We start from the raw sequence: 21,142 nt of genomic DNA, 5'->3' as shown, positions 1-21,142 counted from the left end.
TGGAGGCAATTATTATGCGTATAAGAAGTGATTTAGTGGCGATATTTTATTCACCTCACTAACAAAAGGGAAACATTGAATACGGATAAGCTTATGCTAGTACAAAAACAAGAGTTTACATTCTGGGATAATTTGATTCTTGAAGTAGATATTTCTCAAAAGAAAGGGAAACGAAAAAGCAAAGTAATGGGTAATTTGAATTCGATATATTTGCATAATCGAGAGGGGGAATATCATGTTTACAAAAATTTTTATCGGTCTATTTTGTTATATGTTTTTGGTAGTTTGTAATTCAAAGGAAAAATTTCTAATAGAAGCAGCCAAGAAAAAAGAAAGGGAAAATAAACCGGTGGAACGACCCATTTATTGGTGCCCAAGAGAAAATAGACCTGTCGGAAGGGAACAAGAACGTATTACTGCTCCAACAAAAGAAATCTACTTAGAAAAGGATGTAGAAAGTGTATATAATCTAGTTGCTACATCGGTTCATAAGAATCTGGATAAAGAAGAGGGTAACAAGTTAAAACATGAAGATATAGAAGAAGTGGTTTATGATATTCCATTTCCAGGTGATGAGGATATACCAGAGGGATTACTATAATATGAGTATTTTATCCAGAACTAGAACATGTTTCAATTCCATTAGATATAGAACACATAGAACGCATTTTTCCAGTTCAACAAGGAGTATTCAATGTAGAAGTTATAGTTTTTGTGAAGTAGACTGCAAACGTAATAGGACGAGAACAAGACTGACACGTGTCATGAAAATGTCTGATAACAAGCGCTATTGGATTCATACAGAGGGAGAAATATTACCAGAAAATCAACTGTTGTATATAGAATTATAAATTGATTCATCGTATCCCTATACATTAGTTAGATGGAGTAGTAGATAGCTAGGAAATATATGAATGTATCTCCTAGTTATTTTTTCTTAGATAGCATGAAAACAGCATTTTCTCACTCATTTGTACAAGGATGAAATTTTTTTATTTTTGTACAAATGAGTGGGATAGAATGATTCACCATATAAGAATATTCAACTATAATGAAAAATTGTACGTCATTGTAATATTAAAATGTTTTGAGATTCAGGTGATTAACAGTCTTAGAACAGGAGAATTGAGAACTCTTCGTAATTTTACAATGCTTTAAATAGATAGTACCAAATCATGAGTATTGTATGAAAAAAATTTTATTAAAGTAAATAGGAGTGATAATATATGGCAATCGATCATATAAGCAACAACGTAGTAGAAAAATTAGAACAAGCGGTGCGCTATGAAAAGAAACAAGTTCAGTTATTACGTGTAAGTAAAAGTAGTTCTAATATACACGCGTATATGATTTTTCCGGAATTCTCAGAGGTTAAAATTTCAAATACCGAACTGAATGAATATATAGAAAATCTAACAATAAGCTTGAAATACGTCATTGATCGCAAGTTGAGTCAACAAGAAATAGAAAAACAAAATCATTCGTTCATTATGACATGTGCAGTTGAGGAGGATGGATTAATAGATGATGAAACTATTCATTTTCATACGACTTATGTCAAACCACCAACAATTGCAAATAAAGTATTTAAGTTAGTGTGTGGATTAGGCAATCGTTTAGATAGCTTAAAAGAGTTACATCTTACAGTATTAAATAATAATATTAATCGAATTGAAATTGGATTTTACAATGAAAATGAAACACATATGGCAGTAGAGAAGGAAGAAATCGCGAATGCAATTATGGGGGCATATACAAAAGCAAATATCTATTATGCAGCAGATCTCTATTATGTTGCAGAAGGAAATCAAATCAAATTAAAGAGCGTTAAACCAAAATTAGCGGGTGATGTGTGATGAAACAAGAAAAAAGGATGATAGGAGTCTTATGTACGCTTGTTTTGATGGTGTTACTATTTGTTCCCTTACAAGAAGTTCAGGCCTCTGTAAAAGTAGATTTTAATGAATTGAAGGGGAACGATGTTTCGTCATCCTTTAAAGAGGGATTAAACAATCGAACGAAAACAAAAGAAAAAGATGATTCATTTGGCTCATCAATCATACAAAAGATTGAAGGTCTGTATGCTCCGGCTTTTAAGGTAGGAGTAAATATCTTTTCTATTTCATTCGTATTAGGCATTATTGTCATGGTTATGGCGCTAATTACAAAGAATGGTCAATGGATGAAGTGGGCAACTGGAAGTATGATTTTCTCATTTATTAGTATGATGTCCCTGAGACTAAGTGTGTACTTCTTGTTCAGTTCGGATGTATTTTCGTTTATGAACATCTTTACGGATTTTTTAGACCTGTTTAAAGCAACTGCACTTATTTTCACACCGTTTATGTTAATTGCAGGTATTCGTTTAAGAAAGATTCATGAAAGTACGAAACAGCCTGAGTATTATCGTTGGTCTAACCGTGTCATAACAGGATCTTGTTTGCTGTGTATGTTAGCCGTACTCGCTCCATGGCTATTTGCTAATATGTGAAAAACTATATATGGAGATTAAAAAGGTGCTGAATCTACATTCAGTACCTTTTTCTAGCTATTTGGTTTCTTCTTTCATATTCTTCAAGTATTTCCAGCGATATAGGAGATAATATGCCACTTAGAAATACAGTTGTATTTTTGCAGGTGAAAAGTTTTGAAAAAGCTGAATCTGTTTCTTGTTCTGTTACCGTATTATCTACTATAAGCTTTAACATATCTATTACAATTCTCTTTAGGCTGGTTCGTAAATTAATAGAGGTGTATCATGTCATGCTTATAATTTAAATATTTCTCAATTGAAAATAACCTGATTTATTTTGAAAGGACTGTTTGTTTTGAAAAGAAATCGAGAGTACTTTGTTTTACGAAATTCCATTTTAATCGGTTGGCTGCTCACAATTATTGTTATGGGCCTATCTGTCTATTTTTCTTCCATCGCGTATTTATTAATCGGCTGTTTCATTCTGTCCCTAAAATACGGTTTAATGGGCACAATAAAGAATGTAGAAAAACGTCTACCTACATGGGCTAACTTTGGTGTCATTGAAAAGCCAGTAAATAGAAGGGTAACTAGACCCTTTCAGTTTCGGGGTGGACTCCTTGTATCTTTAGCGTTGGGATTCGTGGAAATGGTGATAAAAGGCTTATGTATCTCATATTTTATTTTAGGATTAGAAACGTATGTATATCGTTTGATGCGCAGAAATGCAAGAGTTTGAAAAGGAGGCTTCTATTATGAAAGTATTGATATTCGAATTGATTCTCATTGTATTTCTGATTCCTTTGAACATCGTTTTAAAAAAACATGTACCGAAATGGAAAGGGAAAACCGGGGAAAAACTAGTGAAACGTATATTGGGCAAATTGGATCCCACAAGTTATTATGTGTTACATGATGTGATGGTTCATACGGAGTATGGTGATACAACGCAAATTGACCATATTGTTATTGCGGAAACAGGTGTATTTGTTATAGAGACAAAGAACTACGAGGGCTGGATTTATGGAAGTGAGAAATCAGCCAGGTGGACACAGGGTATTTTTAAAAAGAAATCCTCTTTTCAAAACCCATTTCGACAAAACTATAAACATATAAAGGCAATGGAATGGGTGATGGAACAACAGCTGCCATGCATCTCTATTGTCGCATTTCATCCAAAATGCAGTCTAAAAAGGGTAAATGTTCATTCTAAAGATAAACATGTCCTATATTATAACGAACTAAAAAAATGTATTGAATCATATATTGAACCGCAACAAACAATCGATGAAGTCCAACATATCTATCAAAGTATATTACAAGCAAACATTATGGATAAGGATATGGAGAAGAAACATGTGAAGTATTTACAGAATAGGTTTGCTAAACAATAAGAAACGGAGAAAGAGAGACATGTTATATGTAATAGGATTTGTCGTCATATCTGTAATAGTTATTCGCCTTAACATGAAGTATCACAAGCTAAAAGGAGATCCAAAAGATTTCGTGACGAGAATAGACAAGTAGTTTTAAATATCTAACTGGATAAATAAAATAAAAAGGGCTTCCGGATACGGAGCCCTTTTTTATACCTAATTAAAAATAGTTAGCTTAATGCTTTTTCTATATGGTTTAGTAATGTAGTTAGCAATGATACACTATTAATATCCTCACCCTCATATTTCTCCAGCTCAACACAAATAGGTTCTGTGGCAATTGTAATTATCTTGGCATTTTTAATTAAATTATAAAAGATATCATGGTTGTTGGGGTGAATTGAGTTTACGGTATGAAAATAGTCTAAATCAATATCAAGAATATAGTCTTGAGTGAATTGATTATTTTCTATTAACCCTGGTACCATCTTATTTATAATATTTAATTTATCTTTTAGATAAATTGACTCTATGGCCTGATCGAAGTGCTTTTTTTCACAGTCGTTATTATGTTGGTCATGATTCTCAGTTTCATCACCAATCCAGCATTTAGCACCAATAATGTACATGCCATCTTTAGAATCAGGATAACCTTCTGGAGCTTTGACTTCAAAAACCTCTCCACGTAACTCAGCTAAAATTATAGAACGAAAGTTTTCAATTCTTTTTTCCTCTTTAAATGACATTGGCTTATCCGTGTCCCCTTGATAACTGATAACAAACGCTTTTTTTATTATGGTAGATTTTATAGCCGTATCGATATGCTCGTCAAATCTTAAATTCTCAATTGCAGATTGAACACTATGCAAATTATTATAATTTATATGTTCTACGCAAATTTCTCTACATTTGTCTCTCTTGATATAAATCTCATCACTTGCACCTGTGTACTGATTATAACAATGTGCGAGGAAGGCAAGATGACAATCTGTATGATGGTCAAGGGTTACTAGTATAGGTGCTGTATCAGTTGTTGTACGATAAATAGCCCATGGCTCAAGTACATGATGGTGATCCTCAACTATGTAAATATCCTTATTCTTAATTTTCTTATGTTCGAACATTTAAACGCATCCTTTACATGTTTTTTGCTTGAAAATGAACAAATAATAGTGCTTATGTTCAAGAGTATAACTTGTATTATGCCCTGAAGTGCATTGTATTTAATTATATAGATTTTTTGTTATTATTGCTAATTAACTACAGATGGAATTACTAGCCACTTAACGTCCTAACGGACTATTTGAAGAGGGAGATCTGTACTACCCTATTAGCTTGATAAATCCCGTTAATTTATAAGTATTTCTTATCTAGTATGATTTTTAAACTAATCGGTTATATTGAGACAATGGCCAAGATAACGGTGAGGTGAAATATTTGAGTACAGTTGTAAAAGTAATGAAATATCAAATAGTTTGTCCTGTAAATGTAGAATGGAAAGTGTTTGAAACATATTTACGTACACTTTCATATCAATCTAGAACTATTGGGAATAGAACAATACAAAAAATATGGGAATTTGACAATCTATCGTTGAACCACTTTAAAGAGACTGGCGAATATCCAAGTGCCCAACAATTATATGGGTGTACTCAAAAAACCATAAGTGGATATATTTATGATCAGTTAAAAGAAGAATATCAAGATATTAATAAAGCCAATATGTCCACTACTCTACAGAAGACAATTAAGACCTGGAATAGTAGAAAAAAAGAAATTTGGAGTGGTGAGATGTCCATTCCTTCATTCCGAAACAATTTACCAATTGATATTCATGGAAACTCTATTCAGATAATAAAAGAAAAGAGTGGTGATTATATCGCAAGCGTATCTCTTTTTTCATCAAAATTTATAAAAGAAAACGATTTACCCAATGGTAAAATCTTAGTGAAATTATCGACAAGAAAACAAAATAGTATGAAGGTAATTTTAGATAGAATAATTGATAGTACATATGCCAAAGGCGCTTGCATGCTCCATAAACATAAAAAGAAATGGTATTTATCTATTACTTATAAGTCAAATATAAAAGAAGAACTTAAATTTGATGAAGATTTAATTATGGGCATAGATATGGGGAAAATAAATGTTCTCTATTTTGCGTTTAATAAAGGTTTGGTAAGAGGGGCAATTAGTGGTGAAGAAATTGAGGCTTTTCGAAAAAAAATTGAGCATAGACGTATAAGTTTATTACGTCAAGGTAAGTATTGTAGTGGAAATAGGATAGGGAAAGGCCGTGAAAAACGAATTAAACCAATTGATGTACTAAATGATAAAGTAGCTAAATTCAGAAATGCAACAAATCATAAATACGCAAATTATATAGTACAACAGTGTTTAAAATATAATTGTGGCACTATACAATTAGAGGATTTACAAGGAATAAGTAAAGAACAAGCATTCCTAAAAAATTGGACGTATTTTGATTTGCAGGAAAAAATCAAGAATCAGGCAAATCAATATGGGATTAAAGTGGTGAAAATTGACCCATCCTATACAAGTCAACGGTGTAGTGAATGTGGGTATATCCACAAAAATAATCGGCAAGATCAATCTACCTTTGAATGTCAGCAATGTAGTTTTAAAGTTCATGCAGACTACAATGCTGCAAAAAATATTTCTGTTTACAATATTGAAAAGGTAATACAAAAACAATTGGAATTACAAGAAAAATTAAATCTAACAAAATATAAAGAACGGTATATATAGCAGATGGAAAATATTAATTAAATAACGTAGTAGGAAGTAGTTTGGCGGATTTCCACGCCATAAATGGAGAAGTGATATACGGTAAATTTACCAAGTGTCAACGCTCCATAAGGTAGTATTGAATGTTAAAAAACATTGATACATAGGCATTCTAAATGCTTTGAAAGGTGTAACACAAAGACCGTTACATAATACATAAATTCGCTGGTAAAAAAGAAGGATATTGTTGATATACAAGGGATTGTCGCAATAACCATTGTTAAGCACCCTTATATTATCGGGGTTTAAACTTAACAATAGATGTATTGAAATACGCCCTCTAAATGTGGACTATTACTTTCATTATTTTGTTAAAACATAACAATAGATGTATTGAAATCTTATAAGGTATCCATATGTATAGACCCTGTTCACTGTTAAAATATAACAATGTATTGAAATACTTATTAATAAGTCGGTTAGAGCCCTCTATTCAGGGTTTAACAAACTAATAGATGCATTAAAGAAGGCTAATAAATTAATAAGAAACCCAAGGTGCAAGAGTGTGAATTATTTAATTTTTGGTGGATTTCCACGCCATAAATGGAGAAGTAATAAACGGTGATTTCACCAAGTATTAACGCTCCATAAGGTAGTATTGAATGTTAAAAGACATTGATAGGTAGGCATTACAAATGCTTTGAAGGGTGTAACACAAAGACCGTTACACGATACATTAATTTGTTGGTAAAAAAGCAGGATATTGTTGATATACAAGGGATCGTAGCAATGTTTATCGTTAAGTATTCTTATATCATTTGGGTATTAAACAAAACAATAGATGTATTGGAATGTTAACCAGCGATTTAAAGCCATTCCCTTCTCCCTGTTTAAACAAAACAATAGATGGATTGAAATGATTCCAGCACTTGGCGAAACAAGTATAGATAACTGTTTTAACTTAACAACAGATGTATTTGGGGAAGATAACAAATCAATCAGAAATCCAAGGGGCAAGGGTGCAAGTGAATTAAATAGTACTACTAAGGAACTAGTTAAATCCTTATAAAATTCCTAGATATTTCAACTAAGAAGAAAATTTCAAAAGCATATTTATTAAATATCAGCAGTCCCTGGGTTTATTTGTAAAATCAAAAAATCCGGGGACTTTAATGCTATAAAATACAATCAATTTAGTACGCAGAGGCATTTGTATATTTTGCCAAAATAATAAACCTTATATAATATAAACATAGAACCCGTTTGAATTATATAGATGTACCTTGATTCAATATTAAATATCTTGAAATCAAACTAGCTTATAGTCAATTAGCGAAGAAAGGTAAGTGATAATGTTGGAAGATGTGCTTTTGGAAAAGAGGGACTTAATACATGGAGTGATTTTTGAGGTATCTGAAAATTATCGAGAAATTAACTTTCCAATAGGTGCAGTTATCAAATATCTAAACGTAGAAGGAGATATTTTATATACAATACTTAAATCTGAAACAGATTTTCCTTCGATGTGTAACTTTACAATTTCTTTTTTTTAATGATCATCATATTTTTTTTTTGTCATTACTTAAAAACCCTTTCTAGTAAAAAATTATCATCTAGATAGTTTATTATTGTATCACCACCTCCTTTTGATGACTATAGTCGGTCTATTAATATGTCATGGAAATCCCAAAAGCTTTCAGTGAATTATTAAGAAAACATAGAAAAAAGGCTGATTTTTCTCAAGAACTATTAGCTCTTCAATGTAATTTAGATAAAGCTCATATTGGGTTACTTGAGTGTGTTTAAAGACAACCAAGCATATCTACCATATACGTCACGTTTAAGGTGTTAAATATTCCTCCACATGAATTAATTAAAGAAGTGGAAGAACTTATAATTTCCCAATAATGAATAAGTCTAAGGAAACAATCTAATATTTCGGTTATTTAATGCTTCTTTTTATTTTTTGGTATAAGATTATTATATAAAAACCATCCGTATATCCAATTAATTAAATGAAAAATTTCCACCAAGGATTTACAGCATTTTAAAAGTATTTTAAGGAGTGAGGGAATTATTTTGAAAATATTTGTCCCAGCAGTTCAAAAATGTATTTTTAAAGAAACAGGTTGTAAAAATTCCATATACCACCTTCTTGAAAATGAAAAGGAGATTACTGGTGAAATTATCAAAACTGAAAAGCATTTTTTTAGTTTTGAATGTGGAGAAGATTTATACTGCTTTACGACTGACAAAAAGAAAATTGATTTGTCAGCTACATATGTATTACTTATTGAAAAAATAACAATTGATCAAAACATAAATGTTAATGAAATTGATATAAAGTGTTGGCTTAAAAACCCTTTACTATCTAGAAATTTTACTAATGAAGAAATTTTAAACAGCTGGAGTAGAGCATTCAATTTTATTGAGGAAAATATAGAGATGGGTGAAAAGGGACTACGTAGACCACAAATTGGTGCTCTATATTCTATTTTAAGCCATTTAAAAGTTCCAAATAATGTGGCTACAGTGGTAATGCCTACTGGTACTGGAAAAACCGAAACGATGCTTTCAACATTAATAGCGGCTAAGTGTGAAAAGTTATTAATCACTGTCCCAAGTGATTCTTTAAGAACGCAAGTCGCTAATAAATTTCTTAAATTGGGCTTACTCAAAGAATTTGGAATTGTTAATTCAAGTGTGTTATTCCCAAAGGTGGGACTGATTTTCGAGAAGTTTCCTTCTACAGAATCTTTTGAAGAATTTCTAGAAAACTCTAATGTAGTTGTTACTACCATGAATATTTTATCCCGGATGGATAAAGGTAACAGAGCTTTACTCTCAAAATATTGTTCCAATGTATTTATAGATGAAGCACATCATGTAAAAGCAACCTCATGGGAAGAGGTTAGAAAATCATTTGATGATAGTAAGGTAATCCAGTTTACTGCTACTCCATTTAGAAATGATGGTAAAAACTTAGATGGTAAAATTATATTTAATTACCCCTTAGAAGAGGCACAAAAAGAAGGATATTTTACTGAGATAGAGTTTATACCTGTTAAAGAGTATGATGATCACAAGGTAGATAGGGTAGTTGCAACAACCGCCATTGAAAGACTAATTAAGGATAGGAATGATAATGATTTCCCTCACATTCTAATGGCTCGATGCTCTAATAAAAGTAGAGCACTACAAGTTTTCAAAATATATCAAGAGCTAACAGAAAACACGAATCTTATCCCTGTTTTAATATATTCAGGAATTGAAAATCAAAAAAATATTTATCAAGAAATTATACAGAAGAAATATAACATTATTGTATGTGTGGATATGTTAGGAGAAGGATTTGATTTACCAGAATTAAAAGTTGCAGCACTTCATGATATAAGGAAGAGCTTACCAATAACATTACAATTTATCGGGAGATTTACTCGTACTAAACATGATGAAAGTTTAGGTAAAGCTGCATTTATTGCTAATATTGCTGAATTAGAAGTAACAGGTGTTCTTGAAGATTTATATAGTAATGATGCAAACTGGAATAATTTAATTAGCAACATAAGTTCCACTAGTGTTGAATCCGAAATAGAATACAAAGATTTTTTAGAGGGATTTAAGAATATAACTCAATCTAACTTTGCATTCAAAAATATACACCCAAAATTAAGCACAGTCGTATACAAAGGTAGAAGTATGTTTTGGTCACCCTTAGTATTAAAAGAGCACTTTACAAACAACACTAATTATGAATATGTGTTTTTTGATATAAACCAAAATGAAAATATGGTTGTTATTGCTTATGCAAAGAAAAATGCCTTGGATTGGTTAAATGATAAAAACACATTTAATTTATCATGGACATTGATAATTTTAATTTGGGATCCTGAAAAAAAATTACTATACATTAACAGTTCAGATAATTCTAGCCTATATAAAGAATTAGCAACTCAAGTAATAGATCAACCCATACTAATTAACGGAATGGAAGTCTTTAAGTCACTTTATAATATTAACAGATTAAAACTTCAAAATGTTGGTATGAAACTTTTCTTAGCAAAAGATATCAGATATCGTATGAGCGTAGGTAGTGACCTTAGTGAAGCTATCCCCTTAATGGAAAAACAGCGAAGCCAAAAATCATATGTGGTTGGGACTGGATTTGAAAATGGAGAACCAGTTAATATAGGCTGCTCGTACAAGGGAAGAATTTGGACTAAGTTACAAGGGAATTTGATGAATTTAAAAAATTGGTGTACTAATGTTGGGGAGAAACTATCAAATTATTCAATTGATCCTAATCAAGTATTAGTTGAATGCCTAGTTCCCACAAGAATATGCCAGTTTCCTAATGAAGTCCCAATAGGTATTGATTGGGATTACGAAGTGTATATGGAAAATGAGACCAAATTCCGTTTTAAGGTTGGACATATAGAAAAAAACTTAAGTGCAGTAGAATTAAATATTAAAAACTTCGGAATTAGGGATTATTTAGAAATAGAGTTAAAAATTGAGGAGATATGTATACCTATTAAATTTACAGTATTTAATGATCTTTCTCATGGTTACGAAGAAGGTTTACCCAACTATAAATTTGAAGTCTTGAGCGAAGACACAGTACTCGTGGAATTCGGTTCTAAAGGGATGCCACTTATTGACTTTCTAGATTACTATACACCTACTATTTGGTTCGCAGATGGATCTTCTTTAACTGGGAATGATCATATTATTCTAAAACATCACATTAATTTATATAATAGGGAATTATTGATTCCGTTTGATTGGACTGGTGTTGATATTTCGAAAGAATCTCAACATGTCAATCCCAAAATTGAAGATTCCATACAATATAGAATGATTCAATATTTAAAAGAAAAAGATTATACTGTTATTTATGATGATGACGGCAGTGGTGAAATAGCCGATATTGTAACAATTAAAGAAACTGAAGATGAATTAAAAATACAACTATACCATTTAAAATACGCTAAAAACGGAAGAGTTTCCGAATCTATAGCAAATCTTTATGAAGTGTGTGGACAAGCACAAAAGTCTACACAGTGGAAATATAAATCTGGAAAAGAATTTTTCAGCCATTTACTAAGAAGACATACCAAAACCTATTCAGGTCAACAATGTAGCCGATTAGAAAAAGGTAATCTAGAATTATTGGCAACGCTACAAGATAAAGCAAAAAAGAAAATTCCGATGTCTTATGAGATTTTTATTGTTCAGCCAAGTATTTCAAAGAAAAGTGTGCGAGACGATATTTTAACTTTATTAGGAGTTACAGAAAACTTTATTAAAGAGACAACCGGTATAGAGTTAAAAGTTATTTGTAGTTATTAAAATACGTAGGAGTCTTACTCTAGCGTCTTGTAAGACTCCTACTATTATCTATAAATTTAATCTAGCTATCTTCCAAATCTAAATTAAATAACTCATTAAGCTTTTCTATTTTTTTTATCGTTTACAGTCCTTCCCTGACTTTCATCCCATCGCCTTTAGGCATGGGATGAAAGTCAGGGTGGATACGGAGTGCTACTAAATAACCGCAAGGTTTGTGGCACTCCGTATCCAAAATGTGGGTATTCTTTAATTTTTTACTTTTCTCGTTGCAGTTTTTTTAATCGAACTGATACATTGTAGGTATGATAAACGATTATAGAAAAACCAAAACAACCGTTTCCTTAATTAACTACCATTTTGTGTTTTGCCCACGATACAGAAGAAAGATTTTCCTTAATGCAAAAGTAGAAGAACGTTTCAAAGCGTTGGTTCAAGAGTTATGTAACGAACTAGATATTGTTATTATTGCAATGGAATGTGACAAAGACCATGTCCACTTGTTCTTAAATGCACTACCAACACTTAGTCCTGCGGACATTATGGCGAAAGTTAAAAGCGTGACGTCGAAGCGTTTAAGAGAAGAGTTTTCTCATCTCGTGCATTTGCCAAGTCTGTGGACACGTTCCTATTTTATTTCTACGGCTGGGAATGTATCAAGTGAAACAATGCAACATTATGTTGAAAGTCAAAAAACGAGAGGGTGAAACTTGTGACACAAACCATCACGGTCAAAGTTAAATTGCTTCCGACAAAAGAACAAATTAGGCTATTGGAACAAAGTAGTTCCGATTATATCAAACTCATCAATACACTGGTATCTGAAATGGTTGAAGCGAAGAAAAGCACGAAGAAAAGTACAAAGGATATTAAAGCCAACCTTCCAAGCGCGGTTAAAAATCAAGCGATTAAAGATGCCAAAAGTATATTTTCTACAAAAGTGAAAAAGAGTAAATACAAAATTGTTCCGATTCTAAAAAGACCTGTTTGCGTGTGGAATAATCAAAACTATTCATTTGACTTCACACACATTTCAATGCCCTTTATGGTAAATGGAAAGTCAACTCGGTTCAAGATTCGTGCTTTATTAACTGGCAAATACAATCGGAATTTTGAATTATTGAAACATAAGTTAGGTACACTTCGTATCATAAAGAAATCTGCTAAATGGATCGCTCAAATGTCTGTCACAATCCCTACAAATGAAAAAATGGGAACAAAAATTTTAGGAGTGGACTTAGGTCTTAAAGTTCCTGCAGTGGCCATCACAAACGATGATAAGGTTCGTTTCTTCGGAAACGGTAGACAAAATAAATATATGAAACGTAAGTTTCGTAGTATTCGCAAAAAGTTAGGAGAAGCCAAGAAATTGAATGCCCTTCGGCAACTTGATGATAAAGAACAAAGATGGATGCAAGACCAAGACCACAAAGTGAGTCGTGAAATCGTTGATTTCGCAACGAATAATAATATCTCTGTCATTCGATTAGAGCAACTAACGAACATTAGACAGTCGGCACGAACAAGCCGTAAAAACGATAGAAATCTACACACTTGGTCATTCTTTCGTCTAGCGAAATTCATCGAGTACAAAGCGAAATTAGTTGGTATAAAGACCGAATATGTGAACCCTTCTTATACAAGTCAAACATGTCCGAAGTGTTCTGAAAAGAACAAAGCACAAGATAGAAAATATAAGTGCCAATGTGGATTTGAGAAGCACCGTGATATCGTTGGGGCGATGAACATTCGCTACGCAACTGTGATTGATGGTAATAGTCAATCAGCCTAAGAACCTATATGGTCTGTCTTAGGAGGGGTGATGGCACACCCTCATCTTGAAGGCTGTTCAAAACAGAAATGAACTGCGAACGGTTAGTCATTCAAAAATCCCATCCGTTACACCGTAAGGTGTAGGACTTGCGGCTTTAGCCGTGGGAGTGTCAAAGCTAGTCAAATTAAGAAATTATTAGAAAAGAATATGACTGATACAATACAAGGATTTAAATCGAAAAAAACGGGGAAATTATTCGGTGCAAAATTAACATATGACTCCGCACAGAAGAGACTCAAGTTTATAAACGAGAAGAAGAAATAATATCGCAAAATCTTAAATTTCATATATAAAGTTAATAAGAAATATGATATGATGAAAGTAACAAAATACTTCTAAAACTATCTTGCAAAAGGACACACCTACGCATACATATGCCATAGGTGTGTCCTTTTTTATGTATTTTTAAGATTTCAAGACTCAAAAGGGGGATATATATTGTGTACCAGTAATATAGCATCTGCTAATGTATCTTTTGAAAAATTGAAAAGTCAGGAAGAGAATGAAGAAAGTATGGCGTCAATATGCCCGAATTGTAAGAAACGTTCATTTAGAGAACAATATATTGATCATCCAAAATGGATACAGTTTTGCCTATGTTGTAATTATCGAGAAGTAAATACATTGGAAAGTCCGTTTGTTTATTAGACGCAGCTATTTACATATTTTAAGTAGGAGCAAGAAATTTTGATATGAAAATATGGATTAAAGCTATTTGTATAACATCATTCGTAATTCAAATGTCAGCATGCAGCAGTTCCGCGCAAACAAAAAATGATTCGAGACCTGCCCAAGCAGTACAAAACGGAATACAACAGCACGTAGAAGGGAAAGATATTGTTGATATTCCAGAAGCTTATAAGAGGAAATTAAAAGGCTTAGAGACCGTTAAAGGGAAGGTATTACATATAAAAGACGGAGATACGATAGACGTGAACGTAAAGGGGCAGAAACAGACGGTTAGGTTACTGTTATTGGATACCCCTGAGTCTGTATCTCAAAAAATCCCACCACAAAAGATGGGAAAAGAAGCTTCTTCCTTTTTAAAGAAACAGCTAGATGGAAAAAGTGTAACCTTGGTTTATGATCAAGGACCAAAAGAAGACAAGTACAGTAGGAAATTGGCTTATGTATTTTGTAATTGTATACACATCAATGAATTAATGGCCAAGTCGGGTTATGGGATTATAGCCTATATTTCTAAACCTAATACTACATTACTACCCGAAATGCTAGAGGCAGAAAAAGAAGCAAAAGAAGCAATGGCTGGAGTGTGGAGCATTAAAGGGTTTGTAAATGAAAAGAAACGGCATTATAACCGTAATGATGCAGCTTAGCACCCTAATCCATTGAAATACAAATATTTGTGCAAAATGGAGGTTTTTTGAATGGATGAAAACAAAAGAAATATGCTCTTATCCTTTATCATTTCAATTTTATTTATTTTCGCGAGCCTATTACCATTTAGTAATAATGAATATGTGTATGTTATCTCCAAAATCGGTGCTGCAGCTGGTGTAATAAATATTGTGATGATGAGCGTTTTCTTGTATTTTCAAAGCAGAAAAACGGGACATTTATTAAATCAGTAAATTAAAACTTAATAGTTTTCCTTACTCATATCTTTTTAAGCTTGGTAAGGAAAACCGAAAAGGAGTGTGAAAGGTGAGTCAAGTACCTGGATTTTTGAAGTTTGTTTTAGCGAAAGAAAGACGGTATGTATATTTAGTTGTAGCAGAAAAGAAAAACAAAAAAGTACATACACACATGGTATATAGATTTGGTCCGCTAGAAAAAGCATTAGAAATCATGTACGAAATGCGTGGTGATTTTGAAAATCTTTTCCCTCTAGAATTAAAAGAGGGGGATACGACTGGAAAGATATCAACGATTGGATACTTTCTATTGAAACAGGGTACTCGAAACACGGAAATAAACTGGTCATATATTAGCAAATGTTTTGCATTTTAAAAAAAACGTGAGGCGAAAATAAGATGTCGATCATTCAAAAGTATCACATTGCAATTGCTTGGACGATAGCTACTAGTGCAATGCTTATAAGTTTAATTTTTAGTGAATGGATGAAGCTGCCTCCATGTGATTTGTGCTGGTACCAAAGAATGGCCATGTATCCATTAGTATTAATATTGGGGATAGGAATGTATAGAAAAGATCCGCACGTCAGTACGTATGCATTTCCATTTGCGTGTATCGGTTTAATGTTATCTGTATATCAAATTACAATTCAAGCGTTTCCTATTAGTGAGATGAAGATTTGTTCTGTAGGGGTTTCTTGTACAGAAGATTACTTAAATTTATTCGGTTTCATCTCGATACCAATGCTATCTTTTATTGGATTTCTAGCCATCATAATACTTCTATATATTAAATCTGATAGAGAGACAAAAGAACAAACAATATAGTGGTTATGAACAATGTACTCAAGTAAACACAACATACTTAAAAATAGATAATTAAAATAAAACGAAATTATAAAAGGAGAAATTAAAATGACAACTATTCAAGCAACTAATGAAATGTACAAAATCCCAGAGGCGGATGTAGAATTATTAAAGATTATGGCCCATCCAGTTAGGTTACAAATTGTGAAGGAGCTAGAACACCGCAAAATTTGTAATGTAACACAATTAACGGAGCTATTAGATGTCCCTCAATCTACCGTATCTCAGCATTTGTCTAAAATGCGTGGGAAGATTCTTCGCTCGGAAAGAAGGGGATTAGAGATGTATTATCATATTGTAAATTCAAAAGCATGTCAGATTGTTAGTGTACTAGGTTTATAAATAACTTAAATAGCAGATTACGAGAATAATAATGAAATAAGGACAGCTATGCCAAGCTGCCCTTATTTCATTTGTGTTTTTGCATATATTTGTGTGTAGTTAGTATAGCAAATATTATTCTTTCCTATCAAACTTCAAGCTTATTTTTGTTTCTCAATATGTTTCGTTTACTTTTATATTATAATAAACTTAATTCTTTTTATTTACGTATATTTCCTGGGGTGAATCCTTATTATAAGGATTCCTTTTTTTGTTATTTAATCAATTAACAATATTCAAATAAAATTTTCAGATGGTATATATTTATAAAGAAACTGTTGAAATAGCATGTTTATAAATGAATTGTTGCTTTCCGTGACTGGAAACTAGCACTGAAAATTTATCAACAGCGATAATGATTCCTGGTACTCTTACGCCGTTTATTAAAAATATCGTTACTAATCTTTTTTCCTCTATTAATTTTTTGTAAAAATCTTCTTGTGTATGCATGAATGGTTTCTTCCTCTCTTTAAATGTTCTAATCTTTTTAGATCCTTCTTATGGGGACAAAAGGAATAATTTAAGTTTAACATTTTTATTGTATATTAAGATTTTAAAATAATATTTTTATAATTTTTACAAGGGGTACCTTTATATAAAAACAAAAGCCCTCACAATGAAGTGAAGACCTTTGTTTATTTATCATCCACCAGTATGGCCGTGAGCATATTGTACGACTTTATCCTCGCTAAGAGCTTTTTGTGTATCAGTTACATTGTTAGCGTTAAACATAAACGTGAATACGGCTGTTAATCCAATTAAGCTAAACATTACTTTTTTCATTTTAAAGCCTCCTTTTCAAAGTTTTGTTCTTCTGCTTGATGGCTAAGATAAAAATAATCGCTTGCTTTTGAACGGTTATTTTCTTGATGGAATAAAACCGCTAATTTTTTAGCGTATTCTTGTACGTACTCATGTAGGTCTTCTCTATCAAAATAGGAGATTCCTGTTTTAATTGTCTTTTCTAATTCGTCAGCAGTTACTTTTTGATTAAATTTTTCTAAAATTAAAAAGTGATGTTCGTACTCTTCATTTTTAAGTTCTCTACAAATTTCTAATCCTTTATCTATAAGGTTAGAAGTCTCCTGGGTTTCACCAATTTTCATATGTTCCCTAGCTTTAATAAAGATTGCTTTATAATCTTTAGGGAGTTCCTGTATAACTTCAGATAAATAGCGTATTGCTAGTTCAGATAAATTCTGGCCAGCATACATTAATCCTAAATTGTGACGCACAAACGTAATAAATTTTTCTTCACCTGATTTTTTAAATGTATTAATAGCCGTAATGAAATGTTCTTCAGCTTCCTCAAATTGTTTTAAATGAGTACAAGCTAATCCAATTAAATTATCACATAATCCAATACTAGTCTCATATCCTGTATGCTTTTTAAAGATACCCTTTGCTTTAGTAGCTTCTTTGATAGCCGCAAGTGGCTTGTAGATATGATAATGGAAAGTTGATAGTTTGAAATAAAATTCAGCATGTTCAATTTCATCAGGAATATGATTTAATAGTTCCTCAGCTTTGTTATAATGTTCCCTTGCACTTGTGAAATTACCTGTAATATTTGAATGAATAGCTTTAAAAAAGTGGTAGTAGTATTGTAAAAACTGATCTGCAGGTACATCCAATGAATCGACTTTATCAAAACTATCTTTTCCAATACTTAAACTATCAATCATATATTGATGACGGAAGTCTAAAAGAGCATAGTATAAAAGTAGGTTTTGATCCTCTTCAATATTGTGTATTTTTTGATCAATTTCAAGTTTTAATTTATGTGCCGCCCCTATATGTCTGGCACGAATCTCTGTATACCATTCATTTAACATTTTGGTAACTTGCTCATTCCCTTTTATTGAAACAATCATAATATATTCCTCCATCCTATAGAAATATGCTAATGTTATATATTACCATTGTAGCAAAATCCCCTTTGTATTTAACTATTTTATATTTATTTTTCAATAAAATTCAGAAAAAACAGTTAATTGAAAACGACCACTTACATTTATTTTGTACGTCCTCCTTTAACAAATCACACAAACGTAATATGATTGAGGTAAGTTGGGAAATATCACGTTTGCGTGAAAGGGGAATGAATATTTATGAAAGCAGAACGGATTTTTGAGGATACTAGTGCAGATGGTATATGGAATAAGGCTATATTCAAAGTAAAAGAAGGTATCTATTATTATATATCTGAGAATAGTTCGATTGAGATAACTGACCATGAGTATCTAAATGTAGAAGTGTTAGAAGAAGTCCATCAGGGAGAGGATCCTAATTTGTTTGCGGTAAAAGGGGATGAAAGAGACATGCTGCAGCAGTTAGAGGTGGATGGATTTGATTTTGAAGATGTAGAATGGGAAGACCTTAATCTATTGGATAACGAAATTATGAGTAGTACGGATGCAATAGAAGAATGGGGAATTGAATCATCGACATTACGTAAAAGAATAAATGATTTCCCAAAAGGCTCAATCCGTAAAATTGGCACTACATATGCTGTGACTCGATTTGGAATGCGCTGTGTCTTCGGTTCGAATAAGAAATAAGTAAAAATATAATAAGGAAGGTAGCGTTCAATGAAGAATCATACAAGGGATTCTAAAGGTCAATTTCTACAAACCAATAAGAAATGGTCTCACCTAAAGCAAAAACAGCGTGAAACCATATCAAATTGGATGAGAGAGGCTTATATAGAGAAGATTAAGGTTCATACCGTAGATTGAAACCGAGAGAACATGAAATTTGGATACCGGAATACGAGGTGGAGAAGTATTATAAGGAGAAAATAAATAAGTGGTATAATGCGGTGCAAAAATAATATAAAAAATTTTAAAAATACATTTTGATAAATTGAATAGAGAGGGAGTCAAAAGTGCATTGTTGTGAAGAGTGTTTTGATGAGAAAGAAATAGTTATGTATATACAATCTCAAGATATGATTGGTAATTGTGATTTTTGTGATGGTGAAGAAGTAAATATTGGTGAACTTGAAGGGGTTGGAGAGTTTATTAGAGAGGGATTTTCGCGTGCATACGACCATGTGGAGGATTTTACTGGTTCAATGTGGGATTCGGAAGAAAAGGCATATATTGGGTTCGATGGGGAAGAGACAGGTGAATCTATTTTAGATATTCTTTATTGGAATGAACGTATTTTTTCCGCAGCGTATGATAAGGAGGCTGCCACAGTTTTACTGCAAAAATTAATAGATGAGAGTGGTCCATCTGATTGGGATAAAAAAGATGGGGATACGGATGTCTTTGAGGATATTCAAAGTGAGTGCTTCGTACTGAGAAATGCATTGTATGGGACTGAAAATGTATCAGAATATTATATTTGGAAGGAATTTAAAAATACCTGTAAATATTACAATAGATACTTCGATATTTCGCCATCAGGTTCTAAAAGAGAAGCGCTATTGTCTGGCTTACATGATGTTTTTATGTTGATGGAAGCAGAAATTGATGAAAAAACAATCCTATATAGAGCAAGGGGGATGGATTTAGAAGCGGAAGGAAAGAAATTAAGTAGTTTAAATTTATTTAAAGAGATTGCACCTGCACCTGCTATATACTCTACTAACAATAGAATGAGTCCAGCAGGAATATCGTACACATATTTAACCACTGATATAAAAACTGGGCTAGAGGAGATTTGTGCTAGCGAAAATAAAAGTTATTTAGCAGGAAGATTTTCACCAAGAATGAATCTTAAGTTACTAGATTTATCTAAAAATGCCGAAATAAAATTAATGAGTATTTTTGATGATAACTATAAACACGAATGGATATGGTTATCTGAATTTATTGATGAGTTTATTGATGAAATAAGTAAAACTATATCTAAAGAAGATACAGATTTGGAATATGTTGCAACACAGGTGCTTTCTGAATATGTTAGAAAGCTTGGTTATGACGGAATTAAATATGAAAGTAGCAAAGTAAAAGGTACATATAACTACGTCTTATTTTGTGGCCCAAACCCTAATTTATGTAGAGAATGTTATGTTGATTATAATTTCAATAATGAGGACGAATTGTTTTATTTTTCCCAGTGGCTAAAACTTGAAGATGTCCAGTATATAAAGTATATTGGAGCCGAAGTAGAGTACGAGGTAATTGAATCTATTAATAATATAGAAGATATACAAAAAGATACACTTTTACAACTTGGAAAAATAAAATTCCGGAAATTCGCTGAAATAAGTAGATATTTATCTGAACTACAGGAACTTTTAGATGGGAAAGATAGTGTCTTTGTAGATAATATAGAAAAAAGTAACTTTAGCTTAAGTGCAGAGGTTGAGTATTTTATTAATATACATAATGAAAATGTTATTCGCTATATAATTGAAGTGAGTCAAGAACAATCCGAATTATATATAGGTGTAGTTTCGTATTGTAGTGATCGTATAGCTAAAATTAATATTTCAACTTTAGTAAAAATAGATGAACCTGATTTTCCTTTCTAATATAGTTAGGGGAATTTATAATAAAGATTGATA

The 21,142-nt window shown here is 32.0% G+C and carries 21 protein-coding genes and 4 pseudogenes; 21 read left to right on the top strand and 4 right to left on the bottom strand.

Features of this window, described 5'->3' with window-relative positions; genetic code table 11:
- Positions 1-235 precede the first annotated feature (235 nt).
- From ACXY7N_RS26565 to ACXY7N_RS26540, 6 genes and pseudogenes are all read left to right on the top strand, one after another.
- Positions 236-899, top strand: a pseudogene (locus tag ACXY7N_RS26565) (transposase).
- Between the two features lie 327 nt (positions 900-1,226).
- The gene (locus ACXY7N_RS26560; protein ID WP_488592765.1) at positions 1,227-1,856 is read left to right on the top strand and encodes a hypothetical protein; all 630 of its coding nucleotides are present in this window, start codon (positions 1,227-1,229) and stop codon (positions 1,854-1,856) included.
- Positions 1,856-2,491 (top strand): hypothetical protein, encoded by a 636-nt coding sequence (locus ACXY7N_RS26555; protein ID WP_240588050.1) that lies wholly within the window; start codon positions 1,856-1,858, stop codon positions 2,489-2,491. The genes ACXY7N_RS26560 and ACXY7N_RS26555 overlap by 1 nt, the downstream gene beginning before the upstream one ends.
- A gap of 113 nt (positions 2,492-2,604) precedes the next feature.
- The gene (locus tag ACXY7N_RS26550; protein ID WP_016135885.1) at positions 2,605-2,778 is read left to right on the top strand and encodes a hypothetical protein; all 174 of its coding nucleotides are present in this window, start codon (positions 2,605-2,607) and stop codon (positions 2,776-2,778) included.
- 50 nt (positions 2,779-2,828) lie between these two features.
- Complete coding sequence (locus ACXY7N_RS26545; protein WP_016135886.1) at positions 2,829-3,212, top strand: hypothetical protein; 384 nt, start codon at positions 2,829-2,831, stop codon at positions 3,210-3,212.
- 16 nt (positions 3,213-3,228) lie between these two features.
- Positions 3,229-3,867: a nuclease-related domain-containing protein gene (locus tag ACXY7N_RS26540; protein ID WP_488592764.1), complete on the top strand. Its 639-nt coding sequence runs from the start codon at positions 3,229-3,231 to the stop codon at positions 3,865-3,867.
- Between the two features lie 212 nt (positions 3,868-4,079).
- On the opposite strand, the gene ACXY7N_RS26535 is transcribed toward ACXY7N_RS26540, so the two are convergent.
- A complete protein-coding gene (locus ACXY7N_RS26535; RefSeq protein WP_488592763.1) occupies positions 4,080-4,973 on the bottom strand; it encodes a peptide arginase family protein in 894 nt (297 codons plus the stop codon).
- Positions 4,974-5,286: 313 nt separating this feature from the next.
- On the opposite strand from ACXY7N_RS26535, the gene ACXY7N_RS26530 reads away from it, so the two are divergent.
- From ACXY7N_RS26530 to ACXY7N_RS26475, 12 genes and pseudogenes are all read left to right on the top strand, one after another.
- Complete coding sequence (locus ACXY7N_RS26530; protein ID WP_488592762.1) at positions 5,287-6,618, top strand: RNA-guided endonuclease TnpB family protein; 1,332 nt, start codon at positions 5,287-5,289, stop codon at positions 6,616-6,618.
- 895 nt (positions 6,619-7,513) lie between these two features.
- Positions 7,514-7,666: a hypothetical protein gene (locus ACXY7N_RS26525; protein WP_488592761.1), complete on the top strand. Its 153-nt coding sequence runs from the start codon at positions 7,514-7,516 to the stop codon at positions 7,664-7,666.
- Positions 7,667-8,676: 1,010 nt separating this feature from the next.
- Positions 8,677-11,949 carry a DEAD/DEAH box helicase gene (locus ACXY7N_RS26520; protein WP_488592760.1) on the top strand — a complete coding sequence of 1,091 codons (3,273 nt, stop codon included), beginning with the start codon at positions 8,677-8,679 and terminating at the stop codon, positions 11,947-11,949.
- 302 nt (positions 11,950-12,251) lie between these two features.
- Positions 12,252-12,653 carry an IS200/IS605 family transposase gene (gene tnpA, locus ACXY7N_RS26515; RefSeq protein WP_488592759.1) on the top strand — a complete coding sequence of 134 codons (402 nt, stop codon included), beginning with the start codon at positions 12,252-12,254 and terminating at the stop codon, positions 12,651-12,653.
- Between the two features lie 5 nt (positions 12,654-12,658).
- Entirely contained in the window at positions 12,659-13,738 is a 1,080-nt protein-coding gene (locus ACXY7N_RS26510) for an RNA-guided endonuclease InsQ/TnpB family protein (RefSeq protein ID WP_488592758.1), read from the top strand.
- A gap of 150 nt (positions 13,739-13,888) precedes the next feature.
- Positions 13,889-14,044: pseudogene (locus ACXY7N_RS26505) on the top strand (topoisomerase C-terminal repeat-containing protein); the annotation flags it as partial.
- A 174-nt stretch (positions 14,045-14,218) separates the two neighbouring features.
- The gene (locus ACXY7N_RS26500) at positions 14,219-14,428 is read left to right on the top strand and encodes a hypothetical protein (protein ID WP_488592757.1); all 210 of its coding nucleotides are present in this window, start codon (positions 14,219-14,221) and stop codon (positions 14,426-14,428) included.
- Positions 14,429-14,472: 44 nt separating this feature from the next.
- Positions 14,473-15,117: a thermonuclease family protein gene (locus ACXY7N_RS26495; RefSeq protein WP_488592756.1), complete on the top strand. Its 645-nt coding sequence runs from the start codon at positions 14,473-14,475 to the stop codon at positions 15,115-15,117.
- Between the two features lie 51 nt (positions 15,118-15,168).
- A complete protein-coding gene (locus ACXY7N_RS26490; protein WP_488592755.1) occupies positions 15,169-15,372 on the top strand; it encodes a hypothetical protein in 204 nt (67 codons plus the stop codon).
- 73 nt (positions 15,373-15,445) lie between these two features.
- Positions 15,446-15,732, top strand: a pseudogene (locus ACXY7N_RS26485) (hypothetical protein).
- Between the two features lie 42 nt (positions 15,733-15,774).
- Positions 15,775-16,203: a disulfide oxidoreductase gene (locus tag ACXY7N_RS26480; RefSeq protein WP_488592754.1), complete on the top strand. Its 429-nt coding sequence runs from the start codon at positions 15,775-15,777 to the stop codon at positions 16,201-16,203.
- Between the two features lie 87 nt (positions 16,204-16,290).
- Complete coding sequence (locus ACXY7N_RS26475; RefSeq protein ID WP_488592753.1) at positions 16,291-16,584, top strand: ArsR/SmtB family transcription factor; 294 nt, start codon at positions 16,291-16,293, stop codon at positions 16,582-16,584.
- 303 nt (positions 16,585-16,887) lie between these two features.
- Here the strand turns inward: ACXY7N_RS26475 and hfq are convergent, their stop codons facing one another.
- The 3 genes from hfq to ACXY7N_RS26460 form a co-directional block, all read right to left on the bottom strand.
- A complete protein-coding gene (gene hfq, locus ACXY7N_RS26470) occupies positions 16,888-17,073 on the bottom strand; it encodes an RNA chaperone Hfq (protein ID WP_336577388.1) in 186 nt (61 codons plus the stop codon).
- A gap of 192 nt (positions 17,074-17,265) precedes the next feature.
- Positions 17,266-17,406 (bottom strand): hypothetical protein, encoded by a 141-nt coding sequence (locus tag ACXY7N_RS26465; RefSeq protein WP_173927884.1) that lies wholly within the window; start codon positions 17,404-17,406, stop codon positions 17,266-17,268.
- Positions 17,403-18,497, bottom strand: a complete 1,095-nt coding sequence (locus ACXY7N_RS26460; protein ID WP_488592752.1) for a response regulator aspartate phosphatase — start codon at positions 18,495-18,497, stop codon at positions 17,403-17,405. Before ACXY7N_RS26460 ends, ACXY7N_RS26465 begins: the two co-directional genes overlap by 4 nt.
- Positions 18,498-18,734: 237 nt before the next feature.
- On the opposite strand from ACXY7N_RS26460, the gene ACXY7N_RS26455 reads away from it, so the two are divergent.
- The 3 genes and pseudogenes from ACXY7N_RS26455 (at position 18,735) to ACXY7N_RS26445 (ending at position 21,109) form a co-directional block, all read left to right on the top strand.
- Positions 18,735-19,184 carry a helix-turn-helix domain-containing protein gene (locus tag ACXY7N_RS26455; protein ID WP_488592751.1) on the top strand — a complete coding sequence of 150 codons (450 nt, stop codon included), beginning with the start codon at positions 18,735-18,737 and terminating at the stop codon, positions 19,182-19,184.
- A 30-nt stretch (positions 19,185-19,214) separates the two neighbouring features.
- Positions 19,215-19,456, top strand: a pseudogene (locus tag ACXY7N_RS26450) (transposase).
- Positions 19,457-19,510: 54 nt separating this feature from the next.
- Complete coding sequence (locus ACXY7N_RS26445; RefSeq protein ID WP_488592750.1) at positions 19,511-21,109, top strand: RES family NAD+ phosphorylase; 1,599 nt, start codon at positions 19,511-19,513, stop codon at positions 21,107-21,109.
- Positions 21,110-21,142 lie beyond the last annotated feature (33 nt).

This window comes from Bacillus sp. 5w2, from assembly GCF_054353775.1.
Note: the sequence above shows the minus strand (reverse complement) of the source record. Positions and strands in the feature narration are given on the sequence as shown.